Origin of the sequence: Pseudomonas sp. MWU16-30322, assembly GCF_020515535.1 — a bacterium.
In the GTDB taxonomy this organism is placed as follows: Bacteria; Pseudomonadota; Gammaproteobacteria; order Pseudomonadales; family Pseudomonadaceae; genus Aquipseudomonas; species Aquipseudomonas fluorescens_H.
The window spans coordinates 19,302-36,670 of record NZ_JAIWYL010000002.1; the positions used below are offsets into that span (position 1 = coordinate 19,302).

Annotated in this window: 17 protein-coding genes; 3 read left to right on the plus strand and 14 right to left on the minus strand. The window is 60.5% G+C overall.

The window, feature by feature from the left end; all coding sequences use genetic code 11:
* Positions 1-182: 182 nt before the first annotated feature.
* Both LCH64_RS03040 and LCH64_RS03045 read left to right on the plus strand, forming a co-directional pair.
* Complete coding sequence (locus tag LCH64_RS03040) at positions 183-944, plus strand: MipA/OmpV family protein (protein WP_103486464.1); 762 nt, start codon at positions 183-185, stop codon at positions 942-944.
* Positions 945-1,016: 72 nt separating this feature from the next.
* The gene (locus tag LCH64_RS03045; protein ID WP_226499471.1) at positions 1,017-1,889 is read left to right on the plus strand and encodes a fatty acid desaturase; all 873 of its coding nucleotides are present in this window, start codon (positions 1,017-1,019) and stop codon (positions 1,887-1,889) included.
* A 103-nt stretch (positions 1,890-1,992) separates the two neighbouring features.
* Here LCH64_RS03045 and LCH64_RS03050 read toward each other — a convergent pair whose 3' ends face one another.
* From LCH64_RS03050 to LCH64_RS03115, 14 genes are all read right to left on the minus strand, one after another.
* The gene (locus LCH64_RS03050; RefSeq protein ID WP_226499472.1) at positions 1,993-2,376 is read right to left on the minus strand and encodes an EamA family transporter; all 384 of its coding nucleotides are present in this window, start codon (positions 2,374-2,376) and stop codon (positions 1,993-1,995) included.
* Between the two features lie 31 nt (positions 2,377-2,407).
* Entirely contained in the window at positions 2,408-2,782 is a 375-nt protein-coding gene (locus LCH64_RS03055) for a transporter (protein ID WP_226499473.1), read from the minus strand.
* Positions 2,779-3,699: an arginase gene (locus LCH64_RS03060; protein WP_226499474.1), complete on the minus strand. Its 921-nt coding sequence runs from the start codon at positions 3,697-3,699 to the stop codon at positions 2,779-2,781. The genes LCH64_RS03055 and LCH64_RS03060 overlap by 4 nt, the downstream gene beginning before the upstream one ends.
* 110 nt (positions 3,700-3,809) lie before the next feature.
* Complete coding sequence (locus tag LCH64_RS03065; protein ID WP_177434768.1) at positions 3,810-4,139, minus strand: GlpM family protein; 330 nt, start codon at positions 4,137-4,139, stop codon at positions 3,810-3,812.
* 8 nt (positions 4,140-4,147) lie between these two features.
* Positions 4,148-5,476 (minus strand): sigma-54 dependent transcriptional regulator, encoded by a 1,329-nt coding sequence (locus LCH64_RS03070; RefSeq protein ID WP_003227762.1) that lies wholly within the window; start codon positions 5,474-5,476, stop codon positions 4,148-4,150.
* A complete protein-coding gene (locus LCH64_RS03075) occupies positions 5,473-7,374 on the minus strand; it encodes an ATP-binding protein (protein ID WP_226499475.1) in 1,902 nt (633 codons plus the stop codon). Before LCH64_RS03075 ends, LCH64_RS03070 begins: the two co-directional genes overlap by 4 nt.
* A 218-nt stretch (positions 7,375-7,592) precedes the next feature.
* On the minus strand, positions 7,593-8,327 hold the full coding sequence (locus tag LCH64_RS03080; protein ID WP_003227758.1) for an amino acid ABC transporter ATP-binding protein: 735 nt from the start codon (positions 8,325-8,327) through the stop codon (positions 7,593-7,595).
* Entirely contained in the window at positions 8,324-8,995 is a 672-nt protein-coding gene (locus LCH64_RS03085) for an ABC transporter permease subunit (RefSeq protein ID WP_003227756.1), read from the minus strand. The genes LCH64_RS03080 and LCH64_RS03085 overlap by 4 nt, the downstream gene beginning before the upstream one ends.
* Positions 8,995-9,741 carry an amino acid ABC transporter permease gene (locus tag LCH64_RS03090; protein ID WP_003227754.1) on the minus strand — a complete coding sequence of 249 codons (747 nt, stop codon included), beginning with the start codon at positions 9,739-9,741 and terminating at the stop codon, positions 8,995-8,997. Before LCH64_RS03090 ends, LCH64_RS03085 begins: the two co-directional genes overlap by 1 nt.
* Before the next feature lie 191 nt (positions 9,742-9,932).
* The gene (locus LCH64_RS03095) at positions 9,933-10,859 is read right to left on the minus strand and encodes a glutamate/aspartate ABC transporter substrate-binding protein (protein ID WP_226499476.1); all 927 of its coding nucleotides are present in this window, start codon (positions 10,857-10,859) and stop codon (positions 9,933-9,935) included.
* 464 nt (positions 10,860-11,323) lie between these two features.
* The gene (gene glpD, locus LCH64_RS03100; RefSeq protein ID WP_226499477.1) at positions 11,324-12,859 is read right to left on the minus strand and encodes a glycerol-3-phosphate dehydrogenase; all 1,536 of its coding nucleotides are present in this window, start codon (positions 12,857-12,859) and stop codon (positions 11,324-11,326) included.
* A gap of 328 nt (positions 12,860-13,187) precedes the next feature.
* On the minus strand, positions 13,188-13,943 hold the full coding sequence (locus LCH64_RS03105; protein ID WP_007916700.1) for a DeoR/GlpR family transcriptional regulator: 756 nt from the start codon (positions 13,941-13,943) through the stop codon (positions 13,188-13,190).
* A gap of 95 nt (positions 13,944-14,038) precedes the next feature.
* Positions 14,039-15,541: a glycerol kinase GlpK gene (gene glpK / locus LCH64_RS03110; protein WP_003227744.1), complete on the minus strand. Its 1,503-nt coding sequence runs from the start codon at positions 15,539-15,541 to the stop codon at positions 14,039-14,041.
* Between the two features lie 78 nt (positions 15,542-15,619).
* A complete protein-coding gene (locus tag LCH64_RS03115; RefSeq protein ID WP_003227742.1) occupies positions 15,620-16,471 on the minus strand; it encodes an MIP/aquaporin family protein in 852 nt (283 codons plus the stop codon).
* Positions 16,472-16,832: 361 nt separating this feature from the next.
* Between LCH64_RS03115 and ybaK the strand changes: the two genes are divergently transcribed.
* On the plus strand, positions 16,833-17,303 hold the full coding sequence (gene ybaK, locus LCH64_RS03120; RefSeq protein WP_003227741.1) for a Cys-tRNA(Pro) deacylase: 471 nt from the start codon (positions 16,833-16,835) through the stop codon (positions 17,301-17,303).
* The last annotated feature ends 66 nt before the right edge of the window (positions 17,304-17,369 follow it).

Consider the following 17,369-nt stretch of genomic DNA (forward strand, 5'->3'; position numbering starts at 1 on the left):
CCTGGCAAGGGTGGGAGCAGGGACTGTGCCAAATCTGCAAAACCCCGTAATGGCGGGGCCTATGCATGGTTTTCGTGAAGTGGAGCTACAATTTTTGTAGCTTGCTACAAACAACATGAGTGCTTGCGCCAAGGGCTCTATCCGGGGATTGATGCGCGCAAGTTCAGAAAAGGAATGGCCTCATGCAGAGGAATACACTGGCGTTAATGACCGCACTGGCCTGCTTTTCCGGGGCTGCGCTGGCGGATGGCATCACCGGCGAAGCCGGCCTGGGACTGAGTTACCAACCTCATGATCCCACCGGCAGCCGTTACGAAACCCGGCCGATACCGTATCTCGATCTGGACTGGGGCGATGTCAGCCTCGGCACCGACGACGGCCTGACCTGGAGCGCCTTGAAAAGCAACGGCTTCAGTGCCGGGCCGTACATCAATTACCTCTCCGGGCGCACCGCCAACGGCGAGTTGCGCGGCTTGCGTGATGTGCCCGACATGGCCGAGGCTGGCGGCTTCGTGCAATACGCCCCGGCCGATTTCTGGCGCGTGTTCGCCTTCGTCGGCCAGGCCGTCGGCGGTGGCAGCGGGCAGGGCGGCGTGTTTGGAAAGGTGGGCGGTGAAATCGGTTATCCACTGGGCGGCGGGGTGATCGGCAGCAGCAACCTGACCGCGCATTTCGCCGATGCGCAGGGCACGCAGACCTTCTTCGGTGTCAGCGACAGCGAGGCGCAGGCCTCGGGTATCCGCGCGTACAACGCCGGCGGCGGTTTGCAGAACGTGGCGCTGACCCAAAGCTTCGAGTTTCCCCTGGCGCAGCATTGGTCGCTGGTCACCAGCGCGAGCTGGATACACCTGACCCGCTCGGCGGCGGACAGCAGCATCGTCAAAGCAGTGGGTGATACCAATCAGGGCGAAGTGCAGGCGGCCATCGCCTACAAGTTCGACTGATCAGGCGCGCGGGCGAATTGGTCTGCGGTTTGCAGGCAGCCCTGTCGAATCCATTCCTTCAGGATGTTCTTCATGGCTCGCCCTGCTTATCGTCTGCTGGCTCATTCGTTGTGGGATTTGATCCCCATCGCTCTGGGCCTGGCCCATTTCGCTTTCGTCCTGTGGCTGGTTGCGGCCTTTCACGATCTGTCCTGGTGGGCCTTTGTGCCGCTGGCGCTGGGCTATGCGATCAGCCTGTCGTGGAGCATCAACAGCATTTCCCACAACCAGATTCACAACGCCTACTTCACCCCGGCGTGGCTGAACCGGGCGTTCGATCTGCTGTTGTCGGTGACCATCGGTTTTTCGCAAACCCTCTATCGCGATATCCACAATCGCCATCACCGGGGCAATTCGGACCTGCCGGGGCCGGACGGCAAGACCATTGATCCGCTGTCGATCTATCTGCGCGGCAAGAACGGGCAGCCGGAGAATCCATGGGCTTACACCTTCCTGAGTTTTTTTCGCGACGACCCCAAGCCGATCTACAACGAAATGCGCCGCAAACGCCCGAAGGATGCGCGTTGGGTTCAGGTCGAGATCTATGTGACGGTGGCGTTTTATCTGCTGCTGGCGGTGTATGACTGGCAGGCGGTGCTGGTGTTGTTGCCGTTCTGGTATCTGGGTCAGGCGCTGTCATCGCTCAACGGTTACTACGAGCATTTTGGCGGCAACCCGGATTTGCCGATTGCCTGGGGCGTGAGTGCCTACAGCCCGCTGTACAACCTGTTGTGGATGAACAACGGCTATCACGCCGAGCACCACTACCGGCCGAAAATGCACTGGACTCAGATCAAGGCCTATCACCGGCAGATCGCCCGGCAACAGCAGGAGGCGGGGGTGAAGGATATTCCGCTGGCGCACGGTTTGGGCTTCCTGCTGAACCACCAAAAGCCTGACGCCTGACTGCTTTGTGCAGGAGCTGCCGCAGGCTGCGATCTTTTGATCTTGAAAAGCAAAGATCGTCCGATCGCGGCCCGAGCCTGCGGCAGCTCCTACACGGAGCATTTCAGTGCTCTTCGCCCTCGGCGAGCAAGGCTATCCCGCCCATGATCACCGCCACGCCGATCCAGTGCAGCAGACTGATCTGCTCGCCCAGCCCCAGCCACGACCCCAGCAGCACGCCGACAAACACCAGCGAACTCAGAGGAAACGCCAGCGACAGACTGCTGCGTCGCAGAATCAGCATCCAGACAAAAAACGCGCCGATGTAGCAGCCAACCGCGACCCACACCCCGGGCGTCATGACGATGTCTTGCAGCCATTGCAGGCTGAAGTCCATCTGGCCCAACTGATCGCCACCGACCTTGCTCGCGATCTGCCCGCCACTTTCCAGAATGATCAACAGCGCCCAGAGCACGATGGTGCCCACGCGCCCGTGTAGCCAATGCATTGCGTCGTTCCTTTGCAGTTCCAGGTGAGCGTCAGACATGGCCGGCACACACGAGCATCACGCCCGCCGTAATCACCAGCGTGCCCAGCCAGCGCCGCCGACTGACGGTTTCACCGAGCACCAGTTTGCCCGCCAGCACCACGCCGCAATAGGCCAGCGCGGCTGCCGGAAACAACAGACTCAACGGCGCCCGCGACAGGGCGCCGAGCCAGACGAAAAACTCGATTGCATAAGCGCCGATCCCGGCCCACAGCAGCGGTGCGTTGAACACCTGGCCCCAGAACACCTGCAGCCGAAAACCACCCTCAAGCTCAGGTAATCGATCAAGGCCCAGTTTGAAACACAGCTGGCCGAGCACATCCAGAACAATGGACAGGGCCACCAGCACGATCACGGTGAAAGTCATGGAAACAGTTCCTCGAACAGGTCGATCAAGGCTTGATTGGTGGTGGAGTTGCGCAGGATATCGGCCTCGCTCCAGCGCTCGGCTGGCGGCTGGTCGGTCTTCGCCTCCCAGCGTTTGAATACGTTGCTGAAGGCCGGACGGGCGTACTCGCCGCAGATGTCGATCCCGATGATCCGCTTGCTCGCCGCCAGCGCGCGCAGGGCCTGGAGCATATGGCTCAGGCGCATGCCGCCCTGATCCCAGTTGGTGGCGGCGTCCTCGCTGGCGAGCACGTCCTTGTCGATGGTGATCCACACCGCATCGGTCGGCAGGCTGGCGATCATTTTGTCGAGGAACAGGTTCCAGTCCACTTGCGACAGGTTGTGCCAGTGCAGCATGTTTTCCTGTTGCTCATGCCCGGCGCCGTCACCGATCCGCCCCCAGACTTTGGAGGGCGCGTGCTGCCACGGAAAGAGCTGCAGAACCCCGCGTTTGAGGGCCGCGAGGTTGCCGCCCTTCAGTTGTGGATTTTGCAGATCATCGCTGCACGGACCGAGGGTCACGATGCGGCGAATGTTCGGCAGTTTCAGCGCCTGATTGACCCAGGAACCACAATGCCGACGCGGCGCAAACCGCACCCAGTCGGGGTGATTGTCGAAATGGATCAGGCTGACGGGGCTTGGCAGATCGATAAGAAACGCCGGGGTCAGGTGGTGATAGTCACCGGAGCCGACGAAGAAGATTTCCGGTGCCGGGCCGGTGTGCCGGGGCCGCTGCTGCAAGCGTTCGGCAAAGCGTCGCCAGGTGCGCTCGCTGGACCAGAGCCGGAGTTTCGGGCCGAGGTCGAGCAGGTCCAGGCGTCTGGCGCGGCCACTGTCGAGCAGTCGCGCAATCGGCGCCTGGGAGGTCAGGCTGTGGTCGAGATCTAAAATATTCAAGGTCGCTATTTACCCTTGGCAGACCCTGCCAGACACCGGCCTCATCGAGCATGAGCGCCAGCCGGGCAGGGCTTTTGCGGGTAAATGCAAGGGCCGGGCCAGCCGTTGCCTCAGGCGTGCAGGCGCACCCACACCGAGACCAGCACGGTGGCGGCGATCAACCATGCGACCACGGCCACGGCGAGCGACGCCTCCAGGCGCATGCGGTCAACCATCACGTACAACGTCGCCAGATAGATGAAGTACGGAATGATCGACCACATGCCGAACACGATGGTCGCCTTCAGGTCATCGATCGAACGGCTGTTGCCGACGATGTAGTGGGCGATCAGCGCGAAGGTCGGAAACAGCGGCACCAGTCCGGCGATGTAATAGTTTCGGGTCTTCGACAGCGCGGCGAGAATCACCACCACTGCCGCGCCAAGTGCCGCTTTGAGTATCAGATCCATCAGTGGCTCAACCCGTACTTTTTCACTTTATCGAACAGCGTGGTCTTGGCCATGCCCAGCTCGAGACTGGCCTGGGTCAGGTTGCCGCCGCTGCGTTGCAAGGCATCGTTGAGCAGGTTGCGCTCGAAGGCTTCGACTGCTTCGGCGAACGCCAGACCTTGACCGCCGCTGCTGGCGCCGGACTTCTTGAACGCCGGCAGGCCGAGGGCAAAGCGCTCGGCGACGTTGCGCAGTTCGCGCACGTTGCCTGGCCAGTCGTGGCTCATCAGGTTCGACAGGGTCTGGTTGTCCAGCTCCGGCAGGGCGCGGTCGAAACGCAGCGCCGACTGCTGGGTGAAGTGTTCGAACAGTTGCAGGATGTCTTCACGGCGTTCGCGCAGCGGCGGCAGTTCCAGCGTCACCACGTTGAGGCGGTAGTACAAGTCGCTGCGAAACTCGCCGGCCTTGCTCGCTTCGTCGAGGTCGGATTTGGTCGCGGCAATCACCCGGCAATCCACCGCCACGCTCTGGTTCGAACCGAGGCGTTCGAGGGTGCGTTCCTGCAACACGCGCAGCAATTTGATCTGCAACGGCAGGGGCATGCTTTCCACTTCATCGAGAAACAGCGTGCCGCCGTCGGCGTGTTCGATCTTGCCGATGCGCCGTTTGCCGGCACCGGTAAAGGCGTTGGCCTCGTGGCCGAAGATCTCGCTTTCGAAGAGGTTTTCCGGCAGGCCGCCGCAGTTCAGCGCGACGAACTGCTTGGCATGCCGACGACTGAAGTCGTGCAGGCAACGGGCGACCAGTTCCTTGCCGGTGCCGGTCTCGCCTTCGATCAATACGTTGGCCGAAGTGTCGGCGACGTTGGCGATCAGCTCGCGCAGGTTCTGCATGGCTGGCGAACGACCGATGATCCGGCCTTCGAGGGAGTCGCGTTCGGCCAGTTGCCGACGTAGCGAAGACACTTCGCGGGCGAGGCTGCGTTGCTCCAGTGCGCGGCGGGCGACATCCACCAGACGTTCCGGCGAGAACGGTTTCTCCATGAAATCGTAGGCGCCTTTCTGCATCGCGCCGACTGCCATGGAGATATCGCCATGACCGGTGATCAGCACCACCGGCAGACTGCGGTCGCGTGCCTTGAGGCGAGTCAGCAGTTCCAGGCCATCGATGCCGGGCAGGCGAATGTCGCTGATGACGATCCCGGCAAAGTTGTCGCCGACCCGCTCCAGCGCTTCTTCGGCACTGCCGACGCCGATGCAGGGAATGTCTTCCAGGGTCAGCGCCTGCTGGCAACCGAGCAGCACATGGGGGTCGTCTTCGACGATCAGCACACTAAGGTCGTGGTTCATATTGGCTCGGCAGGAGTAGGGCTTACCAACGGTAAACTGAGGACGAAGGTGGTGCCACCGCTGGCCGGGTGTTCGACACCCAGATGCCCGCCGGTGGCGGCAGCGAGGCTGGCGGAAAGGGTCAGGCCGAGGCCCAGCCCCTGTTCGCCGGGTTTGGTGGTGAAGAACGGCTCGAACAGATGTTTGCGCGCTTCGGCGTCGACCCCGTGGCCGTTGTCGCGCACCCGCAGGCGATATTTGCCGTTGAACTCTTCGCCTTCCAGCCACAGCTGCGGCGCGGGTTGAGCCTGCATGGCGTCGAGGGCGTTGCCGATCAGGTTGACCAGAATCTGTTCGAGGCGGGTCTGGTCGATCTGCACCTGCACGTCGCTGAACTGGCGGTGCAGTTGCAGCGCCATGCCCTCGACCCGCGCGCCGAGCAGTTGCAGGGCGGCGTCCACGGCTTTGCCGAGACTGGCCTGGCCTTCGTTGTCGCCGCGCCGGGCGAACGAGCGCAGGCTGGCGGTGATCCGGCCCATGCGGTCGATCAGGTCGTTGATGGTCTTGAGGTTGGTGCTGGCGACGTCGAGCTGGCCGCGTTCCAGAAAGCGAATGGTGTTGCCGGACAGGGTGCGCATTGCCGCCAGCGGCTGGTTCAGTTCGTGGGCGATGCTGGTCGACATCTGGCCGATGGCCGCGAGTTTGCCGGCCTGCACCAGTTCGTCCTGAGCGCGGCGCAGGGTTTCCTCGGCCTGGCGCCGTTCGCGGATCTGGCTCTTCAGCCGTTCGTTGCTGGCACGCAGATCGCCGGTGCGTTCGGTAATCCGACGCTCCAGTTGATTGTTGGCTTCCTGCAAGGCTTCGCGGGCGGCGAGGCGGGTAGCGATGACCTTGCGCCGTTCGTTCCAGGCGATCAGCAGGAACGCCACCAGGGCGAAGGCCACGGCCACCAGAATGCCTTGGTTGATCGCTTCACGGCGCAAGTCCTGCAACGGCGTGAGCAGGGTGAAATTCCACGGTGTGTCGCTCAGTGGCCGGGTCTGCGCCAGATAGCTGATGCTGTCGTCATCGGCGCTCAGTTCGCTGTTGGCCGGGAAGGTCAGTTTCTCTACACCTTCGGCGAGGGTTTCGCGGGCCAGCGGTTGCAGTTCGTTGAGCGGGAACCAGTAGTACTGCAGGCTGCGCGCGAGTTTTTCTTTGGTTTCATCGCTCAGCGGTACTACGGACTTGAGGCGTCGCGCCGGATCGCTGGAAAGAATGATGATGCCGTTCTCATCGCTGACGAAAGCTTCCAGGCGGGCGCGCTGCCAGCGTTCTTCCAGGGCTTCGAGGCGCACCTTGACCACGGCGACGCCGATGATCTTGCCGTGTTCTTCCAGGCCATGGGCGAGGTAGTAACCGGGCTCGCCGCTGGTGCTGCCGATGCCGTAGAAACGTCCGGGCTCGCCGCGCACGGCTTTCTGGAAATAGGCGCGAAAGGACAGGTCTTCACCGAGGTAACTGTCGACGTCGCGCCAGTTGCTGGTGGCCATCACGCGGCCGGTGGTGTCCATGACGTAGATGGCTCGACTGCGGCTGCGCCGGTTCAGGCCTTCAACGTAAGCATTGACCGTCTGCCGGTGTTCCGGGGTCGGATCGGCCAGCAGTTGCGGGACACTGGTTTCCAGTTCCAGCAGGCTGGGCAGGTAGGTGTATTTGCTGATCTCGCTTTCGACCGTACGCGCGTGCAGTTCGAGCTGACGCTGGCCGTTTTCGCTGAGGCTGCGGATGCCGAAATGTTCACTGGTCCAGAAGCCGATGTAACCCAGTCCGATCATCAGGATGATGATCAGCGGCGGCAGGAACAGATGGCGAATCAGACGGGGCTTCACGGCAAGTGATGGCGGCGCTGCGCGATAGAGATTGGGGTCGCATTTCATCACAGTTGCCTTGGGTCAACCAGCGCTGCCGCGGACGACGCACTGGTTTGGTCGAGCCTGGAACCTGTGGCGAGGGAGCTTGCTCCCGCTCGGCTGCGTAGCAGTCGTAAATCCATTCAATGCGGTGTTTCAGACAGATCGCATTGGCAGGTTTTGGGGCCGCTGCGCGACCCAGCGGGAGCAAGCTCCCTCGCCACAAGGGCAAATCGGTATTGCTTTTAGTGCTGCAGGATCTTCTCGAGGAAATGCTGCGCGCGTTCGGAGCGGGCGCTGATGTCGCCGAAGAACTCCTCTTTCGGGCAGTCTTCGATGATCTTGCCGGCGTCCATGAAGATCACGCGGTCAGCCACTTTGCGGGCGAAGCCCATCTCGTGGGTCACGCACATCATGGTCATGCCTTCCTGGGCCAGTTGCACCATCACGTCGAGCACTTCGTTGACCATTTCCGGGTCGAGCGCCGAGGTCGGTTCGTCGAACAGCATGACGATCGGGTCCATCGCCAGCGCGCGGGCAATCGCCACACGCTGCTGCTGACCGCCGGACAGTTGCCCCGGATGCTTGTGGGCGTGCGCCGACAGACCGACGCGATCAAGCAGTTGCAGACCTTTCTTGGTCGCCTCTTCCTTGCTGCGGCCCAGCACCTTGATCTGCGCGATGGTCAGGTTCTCGGTGATGGTCAGGTGCGGGAACAGCTCGAAGTGCTGGAACACCATACCGACGCGCGAACGCAGTTTCGGCAGGTTGGTCTTGGAGTCGGCAATCGAGGTGCCGTCGACGACGATGTCGCCTTTCTGGAACGGCTCCAGCGCGTTGACGCACTTGATCAGGGTCGACTTGCCCGAGCCCGACGGGCCGCAGACCACGATCACTTCGCCTTTCTTGACCTCGGTGCTGCAATCAGTCAGCACCTGGAAGTCGCCATACCACTTGTTGATGTTCTTGATGGAGATCATACGGCAAACCTTTTTTGCAGACGCTTGACCAGCAGCGAGGCGGAAAAGCTGATGATGAAGTAGACGACACCGGCAAAGATCAGGAACTCGTTGGAACGACCGATGATGTCGCCGCTGGAGCGGGCGGAGTTGAGGAAGTCCACCAGGCCCACGGTGTAGACCAGCGAGGTGTCCTGGAACAGGATGATCGACTGTTGCAGCAGCAACGGGGTCATCTTGCGGAACGCCTGGGGCAGGATGATCAGACGCATGGTCTGGCCATAGGTCATGCCCATCGCCTGGGCCGCGGCCATCTGGCCTTTGGGGATCGACTGCACGCCGGCCCGGACGATCTCACAGAAGTACGCGGCTTCGAACATCATGAAGGCCACGACGCAGGAGGTGAACGCGCCGATCGGGGTGTCTTCGCCGGTGATCCAGCGCAGCACGAACGGCACCGCCAGGTAGAACCAGGTGATCACCAGCAGCAGCGGGATCGAGCGGAAGTAGTTCACGTAGGCGCCGGCGACGCGCGACAGCAGTTTGCTCGACGACAGGCGCATCAGCGCGAGGATGGTCCCCAGCACGATGCCGCCGACCACGCCCATGACCATCAACTGCAAGGTCATGACCATGCCGTTCCACAGGCCCGGGATCGCGGGGATTATGCCGCTGAAATCGAAGTCCATTATTTACCCCCCACGGAGATCAGGCCGGGCACTGCGACTTTCTTCTCGACCAGGCGCATCAGCAACATCAGGCTCATGTTCAGGGTGAAGTAGATCAGCGTGGCCAGGGTGAAGGCTTCAAACAGGTTGGCCGAGAATTCGGCGGTCTGCTTGGTTTGCGCCAGCAGTTCCATCAGGCCGATCAAGGACGCCACGGAGGAGTTCTTGAAGACGTTGAGGAATTCCGAGGTCAGCGGCGGAATGATGATGCGGTAGGCCTGGGGCAGCAGCACGTTCCAGTAGATCTGCGGCAGCTTGAAACCCATGGCGCGGGCGGCGGATTCCTGGCCGCGTGGCAGCGCCTGGATGCCGGTGCGCACTTGCTCGCAGACCCGGGCGGCGGTGAACAGGCCCAGGCACACGACGACACTCAGGTAGGCCGAGGTGGTCGGGTTCAGATCCTGTTTGTACCAGTCCTGCAGGTTTTGCGGCAGCAGGTCGGGTACCAGGAAGTACCAGATGAACAGCTGAACCAGCAGCGGCACGTTGCGAAACAGTTCGACGTAGCAGGTCGCGATGCCCGATACGAGGCGGCTCGGTACGGTGCGCATGACCCCAAGAACGGAGCCCAGCAGCAAGGCGATAATCCATGCCACGACGGCGATGGCGATGGTCCAGCCCAGTCCGGAGATGAACCAGTCGAGATAAGTCTCGCTGCCAACGCCGGTGGACTTGAAGAACACGCCCCAGTCCCAGTTGTAATTCATTAGGGTCTCCCCTCGAAATCGATCGATGTACAAGCACCCGCTTGGGGAAGATCCTTTCCCGTCCGACGTTGAACGCCGGGCACACGCGATCGGCTCGAAAACCGCCAGGTCGAGTGTTCCACTGTAAAGCCAGCAGGTAGTAGCAGACGTCTGAGGGAGGTTGCTCCCTCAGACGACAGGTTAGTCAGGAATCAGATTTTTACGTCAGGCGCAGGCTTGTCGCTTGGGTTGGCGATCAGCTCTTTCACCTTGTCGCTCATCGGGAAGTTAAGGTTCAGGCCTTTCGGTGGGATCGGGCTCTCGAACCACTTGCTGTAGATCTTGTTGATCTCGCCGGACTTGTACAGGGCGACAATGGCGTCATCGACAGCCTTCTTGAAGGCCGGGTCGTCCTTGCGAACCATGCACGCGTAGGCTTCGAAGGACTGTGGCGTACCGGTGATGACCCAGTCGTCCGGCTTCTTGGCCTTGGCTTCTTCACCGGCCAGCAGGGCGTCGTCCATCATGAAGGCAACGGCGCGGCCGCTTTCCAGCATGTTGAAGGATTCGCCGTGGTCTTTGGCGGAGATGATGTTCATGCCCATCTGCTTGTCGGCGTTCATCGCTTTGATGATGCGCTCGGACGTGGTGCCGGCGGTGGTTACGACGTTTTTGCCTTTCAGGTCGGCAAAGTCAGCGTAGGACGGCTTGCCATCCTTGTCTTTCTTGACCAGCAGACGGGTGCCGATTTCGAAGATGTTGACGGTGAAGTCGACTTGCTGGGCGCGTTCGGCGTTGTTGGTGGTGGAGCCACACTCGATATCCGCGGTGCCGTTCTGGATCAGCGGGATACGGGTTTGCGAGGTCACCAGGTTGTACTTGACCTTAAGGTCTGGCTTGTTCAGGTCTTTTTTCAGGGCTTCAACGATGGCCACTTGAATGTCGTGGGAGTAGCCCACGGGTTTGCCGGAAGCATCCGCGATGTAGGAAAACGGGATGGAGCTGTCGCGGTGAGCGAGCGTGATGGTGCCGGAATCGTTGATTTTCTTCAGGGTGCCGGTGAGTTCGGCGGCGAAAACTGGTGTGCTGATCAGAGCGGCAGCAATGGCTGCACCCAGGATATGGGGAACGATGCGCATCAAATTTTCCTCGAATTGTTTTTTTTATGGAGCCAGTTCGTCGGCCCTTTTGTGCTTCGAATGCCTGACGGCTCCTGAAGTGTTGGCACGGCAGGCATTCGTCGAGAGAGTGTAGAGCATGAGTCGTGCCAGAGCAGTCTATGGAAGCTAATTGATTGATTTTTAAGGTGATTAAAGTTTTGTGTCGGTGTTTTTGGCTGAAACTGATCCGGTTATCCGAATCGACCGGGAGGTCGCGTTCGGAAAACCGAATGCTTTGTTGCCAGTTGTTTTCGGCAACACGCCCTTTGTGGCGAGGGAGCTTGCTCCCGTTGGACTGCGCAGCAGGCCGGCTTTTAGAGCGGGGCCGCTACGCGACCCAGCGGGAGCAAGCTCCCTCGCCACAGGTACAGCGTCCGGCGCGGATAAATAAAAAAGCCCCTGAATCGTCAGATTCAGGGGCTTCGTTTCAAGCGCTGTAAACGTCAGGCCGCTTCAATCTTGCGGTTCTGCTCGACCTTGCCCAGATACGCCGCCAGTTTCTCTTGCTCGGCCGGGGTGGTGAACAGGCCCAGCTTGCTGCGGCGCCACAGGATGTCGTGCGCGGTGGTGGCCCATTCTTCGCTGCACAGGTAATCGACCTCGCGGGTGTAGAGACCGCCGCCGAGGTGTTCGCCCATGTCATTCAGCGACTCGACGCCTTCGAGCATGCGCCAGGTGCGGCTGCCGTAGGTGGTGGCCCAGCGGCGGGCGATCTCGGTCGGGACGAAGTCGAACTTGTCGCGGATCTGCGCGCTCAAGGCTTGCGGGGTAGTCATGTCTTCGCCGCCGGGCAGGGTCGCGGTCGCGGTCCAGCTCGGGCGCATCTGCGTGAAGTACGACATCAACTGAGCCATCGCCGACTCGGCGAGTTTGCGGTAGGTGGTCAGCTTGCCGCCAAACACCGACAACAGCGGTGCTTCTTCGCCGCCGCCAGACAGCGCCAGGGTGTAATCGCGGGTCACGGCGGACGGGTTGTCGGATTCGTCGTTGCACAGCGGACGCACGCCCGAATAGCTGTGCTGAATGTCGTCGCGGCTGATCTGCTTCTTGAAGTGAGCGTTGACCACTTTCAGCAGGTAATCGGTTTCGCCGTCGGTGATTGCCACTTTCGTCGGATCGCCGGTGTATTCGCGGTCGGTGGTGCCGATCAGGGTGAAGTGGTTCAGGTACGGAATGGTGAAGACGATGCGCTGATCTTCGTTTTGCAGGATGTGCGCGTGATCGCCTTCGTACAGTTTCGGCACGATGATGTGGCTGCCCTGAATCAGGCGGATGCCGTACGGCGATTCCATTTTCAGGTCGTCACGGATGAACTTGGCGACCCACGGACCGGCCGCATTCACCAAGGCTTTGGCAGTGATCGAAAACAGGCTGCCGTCGGCGCGTTCCAGACTCAGGTGCCACAGGCCCTTGGCGCGGCGGGCGCTGACGCAACGGGTCTGGGTGTGTACGTGGGCACCTTTTTCCCGGGCTGCCATGGCGTTCAGAACGACGAGTCGGGCGTCATCGACCCAGCAATCGGAATATTCGAAACCCTTGGTGATTTCGCTTTTCAGCGCGCTATCGGCACCGAACTTCAGGCTTTTCGAACCTGGCAGTTTTTCGCGCTTGCCGAGATTGTCATAGAGGAACAGGCCGGCGCGAATCATCCAGGCCGGACGCAGGTGCGGACGGTGCGGCAACACAAAACGCATCGGTTTGACGATGTGCGGCGCCTTGGCCAGCAACACTTCGCGCTCAGCCAGCGCTTCACGCACCAGACGGAATTCGTAATGTTCAAGGTAGCGCAGGCCACCGTGGATCAGCTTGCTGCTGGCCGACGAGGTGTGGCTGGCCAGGTCATCCTTTTCGCAAAGGAACACCGAGAGACCGCGACCGGCGGCATCCGCTGCGATCCCCACGCCATTGATCCCGCCGCCAATAACGGCAACATCGTAGATCTCGGCGATAGGGGGCGTACGCAAGGTAGAGGTGGACATCGGCTGGCCTCGGGCTCTTTTGATTTTCTGTCTTGGAAATCGAACATAAATGTTCATTTGCGAAAATGGTAGCCCATAAAGACGCGCACAGCCAGTCACGTTCGATTGAAAAAACTCATCGAAGGGCGGCTAAAAGAAAATTTTCGAACATTTAGAATTGCTTAAGCACTGTTGTGGCGAGGGAGCTTGCTCCCGCTCGGCGGCGCAGCCGTCGTAAATCCGGTGCGCAAGGCGTGGCTGGATGAATTGGGCTGGATGGTTTTGGGGCCGCTTCGCAGCCCAGCGGGAGCAAGCTCCCTCGCCACAGGGGAGCTGCGCCAAGTAGGATTTAAACGACTTCCAGACGAATCTTGTGCTGGCTCAACAGTTGCGCCAGTGCCGGTACTGGTTGCTGATCGGTCACCAGGCAGTCGATCAGGCTGATCGGGCCGAGGCGAATCATCGCATTGCGCCCGAACTTGCTGGAGTCCGCCGCCAGAATCACCTGCCGCGCATTGGCGATGATCGCCTGCGATACGCGCACTTCCTGATAGTCGAAGTCGAGCAGGCTGCCGTCCTCGTCGATACCGCTGATGCCCACCAGCGCGAAATCAACCTTGAACTGGTTGATGAAATCCACGCTCGCCTGACCCACAACACCGCCGTCACGGCGCACGTTGCCGCCGGTCAGCAGCACATCGAAATCATCCTTGGCACTGAGCATCGAGGCGACATGCAGGTTGTTGGTGATGATCTTCAGATGGTTGTGATTGAGCAGGGCGCGGGCAATCGATTCGGTGGTGGTGCCGATGTTGATGAACAGCGAGGCGTGATCGGGGATCTGCGCGGCGATAGCTTCGCCGATGCGTTGTTTTTCATCGCGCATCTGGTCGGCGCGCATCGCATAGGCGGTGTTTTCGACGCTGGAATCATAGGCCGCGCCGCCATGGTAGCGACGCAACAGATTGGCTTCCGCGAGCTGATTGATATCGCGGCGGATGGTTTGCGGGGTAACAACGAACAGCGTAGCCATTTCCTCGATGCTCACATAGCCGCGTTCGCGGACCAGCTCGAGGATTTGCTGCTGACGGGGAGGCAGATTCATGGGGCTTCCTTTGGGCTGCCGTGCAAAATTTGCCCATGATGCCGCAGGAATCTCCTCCCGACCAGTTAGTTGCCTATCAGTCTCTGAAGGTTGGCTTATTCAGCGTCTTCACGCGCCCAGTCACGGGTGCGGCTGACGGCTTTTTTCCAGCCTTTGTACAGTTTCTCTTTCTCGACTTCATCCAGGCTCGGCTCGAACTCGCGCTCGATGACAGCCTTGCCGCGCAGTTCGTCCAGGCTGCCCCAGAAACCGCACGCCAGACCGGCCAGATACGCTGCGCCCAGCGCGGTGGTTTCGCGCATTTGCGGGCGCTCGACCTGGGTGCCGAGGATGTCGGCCTGGAACTGCATGAGGAAGTTGTTCGCGACCGCACCGCCGTCCACACGCAGGGCCTTGAGGCGTTCGCCGGAGTCCTGTTGCATGGCGTCGAGCACGTCGCGGGTCTGGTAGGCGATCGATTCCAGCGCGGCGCGGATGATGTGATCCACGCGCACGCCGCGCGTCAGGCCGAACAGTGCGCCACGGGCATACGGGTCCCAGTACGGAGCGCCCAGACCGGTGAAGGCCGGTACCAGGTACACGCCGTTGCTGTCCTTCACTTTATTGGCGAAGTATTCGGTGTCGTGAGCGTCGTTGACGATCTTCAGTTCATCGCGCAGCCACTGCACGGTCGAGCCACCGTTGAACACCGCGCCTTCCAGTGCGTAAGCCACTTCGCCGCGTGGGCCGCAAGCGATGGTGGTGAGCATGCCGTGCTGCGATTTCACCGCTTTGTCGCCGGTGTTCATCAGCAGGAAGCAGCCGGTGCCGTAGGTGTTTTTTGCCTGGCCCGGCTCGACGCACATCTGGCCGAACAGTGCGGCTTGCTGGTCACCGGCGATACCGCCGATGGCGATGCCGCTCTTGGTGCGACCGTAGATTTCCGAAGAAGCCTTCACTTCCGGGAGCATCTCGCGCGGGATGTCGAGGATTTCCAGCATCTTCGAATCCCACTCCAGCGAATGGATGTTGAAGAGCATGGTGCGCGAGGCGTTGGTGTAGTCGGTGACGTGCACCTTGCCACCAGTGAATTTCCAGATCAGCCAGCTATCGATGGTGCCGAACAGCAATTCGCCGTTGCGCGCACGCTCGCGGCTGCCTTCGACGTTGTCGAGGATCCACTTCAGCTTGGTGCCGGAGAAGTACGGGTCGGTGACCAGGCCGGTGTTGTCGCGAATGTATTCTTCGTGGCCATCGCGCTTGAGCTGCTGGCAGATCTCGGTGCTGCGGCGGCACTGCCAGACGATCGCGTTGTACACCGGACGGCCAGTGGTCTTGTCCCAGACTACGGTGGTTTCACGCTGGTTGGTGATACCGATGGCGGCCACCTGATCGTGATGCAGACCGGCCTGGGCCAGCGCTTCAACCATCACCGCGCTCTGGGTGGCGAAGATTTCCATCGGGTCGTGTTCAACCCAGCCGGCTTGCGGGTAATGCTGGGCGAATTCGCGTTGGGCGGTGCAGACCACGTTCGCATCGCGGTCGAAAATGATCGCGCGGGAGCTGGTCGTACCCTGATCGAGGGCAATGATGTAGTTCTTATTCTGAATGTCGGTCATGTCGATTGCCTTGGACGAAATAAGGGAGAGTGGGCCGGGGCGCGGGCTCGAATTGGGCAGGAACCCGCGCCGACTGTTTCAAGAAGTTCTTGGTTTGCCGTCAATGGCCGGTTCTGCATCCTTTGTAGCAGGTGTGGCGCCGGTCAGGTGACGGGCGATGAGCCCGCGATACCCGGCAGCGCCGAGGCAGGCACCGACAATCGGTGCAAAAATCGGAATCAGGAAGTACGGAATATCGCGGCCGCCAGTGAAGGAAATTTCACCCCAGCCGGCAAAGAAAGTCATCAGTTTCGGACCGAAGTCACGGGCCGGGTTCATCGCGAAACCAGTCAGCGGGCCCATCGAACTGCCGATCACAGCGATCAGCAAACCGATCAGCAGCGGCGCCATCGGGCCTTTCGGCAGACCGTTATTGTCATCGGTCAGGGCCATGATCACGCCCATCAGGATCGCGGTGATGATCATCTCGACCAGGAATGCCTGGGCAGTCGACAGCACAGGATTGGGGAAGGTGGAGAATACCGACGCCAACTCAAGGCTGGCAGCCGAACCACGAACCATTTGGTGAGTTTGTTCGTAATCGAAGAACAGGTTGCTGTACAGCGTGTAAACCAGCAGCGCGCCGCAGAACGCGCCGGCAATCTGCGACAGGATGTAGAACGGCAATTTGCGTTTTTCGAAGTCGGCAAAAATGCTCAGGGCAATACTCACGGCGGGGTTCAGGTGCGCGCCGGAAACTCCGGCGGTCAAGTAGATCGCCATGCTCACACCGACGCCCCAGATGATGCTGATTTCCCACAGGCCGAAGCTGGCGCCCGCGACTTTGAGCGCAGCGACACAGCCGGTGCCGAAAAAGATCAGAAGTGCAGTCCCCAGAAACTCGGCCAGGCATTGGCCGGAAAGCGATGGTTGCTGAATAGCAGTTGTCATTGAAAACCTCGATTTTTGTTGTTGTCTGGCGCATTTGCCGTCAGGGCAAGGCGCGATTTTCGCCGAGGCAGGATCCCCATCCTGTTCCCGGTTTACTGCTGGGTGCTGCGGTGATGATAATTCTTACATTATTCAGATTCGAAAAAATATAGACAAGAAACAAACCTGTCAAAGGTCGAAAGTGAACCATCGGTCACAATTAAACTATCAACCTGTTGAATGATCCTGCGGGTGACTGCCGCGATAATTCGGTGATTCGCCTGTAAAGCCCGAAAAACGGGGCTTGCGCTAGAGCCTTTTGCGGGGTGATGGCCTAGAATCCGGCGCAGGATTTTCTGTTGATGCCGAGCCTGGAGCTGCCATGACCCCTGCGTTGGACTTGTTGAAAAAAGTTCGTGCCGAACATCGCGTGCACAGTTACGAACATGATCCCAAGGCTGCGTCCTATGGGCTGGAGGCCGCAGAGAAGCTGGCGCTCGAGCCGGCTCAGGTGTTCAAGACGCTGCTGGCCGCCAGTGAAAAAGGTGAATTGTTGGTGGCGGTGGTGCCGGTCGTCGGAAGCCTTGACCTCAAGGGCCTGGCGCATGCTGCTGGGGTGAAAAAAGTCGAAATGGCCGACCCGGCTGCCGCGCAGCGTTCCACCGGTTACCTGTTGGGCGGCATCAGTCCGCTGGGGCAGAAAAAACGCCTGCGCACCTTCATTGATAACTCGGCCCAGGGTTTTGCGACTATTTATGTCAGTGCGGGCCGACGTGGCCTCGAAGTCGAACTGGCGCCGGCGGTGCTGGCTGAGCACACCCAGGCCAAATTTGCCGATATCGGCCGTGCGTAACGCTCATCGCTGTATGCAGAAAATTGGCCGGTTCTGTCACTGGCGCTGATCCGGCCCGCGTTGCAT

Coding starts and splice junctions, on each gene's coding strand:
- LCH64_RS03040 (WP_103486464.1), top strand. CDS start 183: ATGCAGAGGAATACACTGGCGTTAATGACCGCACTGGCCTGCTTTTCC.
- LCH64_RS03045 (WP_226499471.1), top strand. CDS start 1,017: ATGGCTCGCCCTGCTTATCGTCTGCTGGCTCATTCGTTGTGGGATTTG.
- LCH64_RS03050 (WP_226499472.1), bottom strand. CDS start 2,376: ATGCATTGGCTACACGGGCGCGTGGGCACCATCGTGCTCTGGGCGCTG.
- LCH64_RS03055 (WP_226499473.1), bottom strand. CDS start 2,782: ATGACTTTCACCGTGATCGTGCTGGTGGCCCTGTCCATTGTTCTGGAT.
- LCH64_RS03070 (WP_003227762.1), bottom strand. CDS start 5,476: ATGAACCACGACCTTAGTGTGCTGATCGTCGAAGACGACCCCCATGTG.
- LCH64_RS03075 (WP_226499475.1), bottom strand. CDS start 7,374: ATGAAATGCGACCCCAATCTCTATCGCGCAGCGCCGCCATCACTTGCC.
- LCH64_RS03080 (WP_003227758.1), bottom strand. CDS start 8,327: ATGATCTCCATCAAGAACATCAACAAGTGGTATGGCGACTTCCAGGTG.
- LCH64_RS03085 (WP_003227756.1), bottom strand. CDS start 8,995: ATGGACTTCGATTTCAGCGGCATAATCCCCGCGATCCCGGGCCTGTGG.
- LCH64_RS03090 (WP_003227754.1), bottom strand. CDS start 9,741: ATGAATTACAACTGGGACTGGGGCGTGTTCTTCAAGTCCACCGGCGTT.
- LCH64_RS03095 (WP_226499476.1), bottom strand. CDS start 10,859: ATGCGCATCGTTCCCCATATCCTGGGTGCAGCCATTGCTGCCGCTCTG.
- glpD (WP_226499477.1), bottom strand. CDS start 12,859: ATGTCCACCTCTACCTTGCGTACGCCCCCTATCGCCGAGATCTACGAT.
- LCH64_RS03105 (WP_007916700.1), bottom strand. CDS start 13,943: ATGAATCTGCCTCCCCGTCAGCAGCAAATCCTCGAGCTGGTCCGCGAA.
- glpK (WP_003227744.1), bottom strand. CDS start 15,541: ATGACCGACATTCAGAATAAGAACTACATCATTGCCCTCGATCAGGGT.
- LCH64_RS03115 (WP_003227742.1), bottom strand. CDS start 16,471: ATGACAACTGCTATTCAGCAACCATCGCTTTCCGGCCAATGCCTGGCC.
- ybaK (WP_003227741.1), top strand. CDS start 16,833: ATGACCCCTGCGTTGGACTTGTTGAAAAAAGTTCGTGCCGAACATCGC.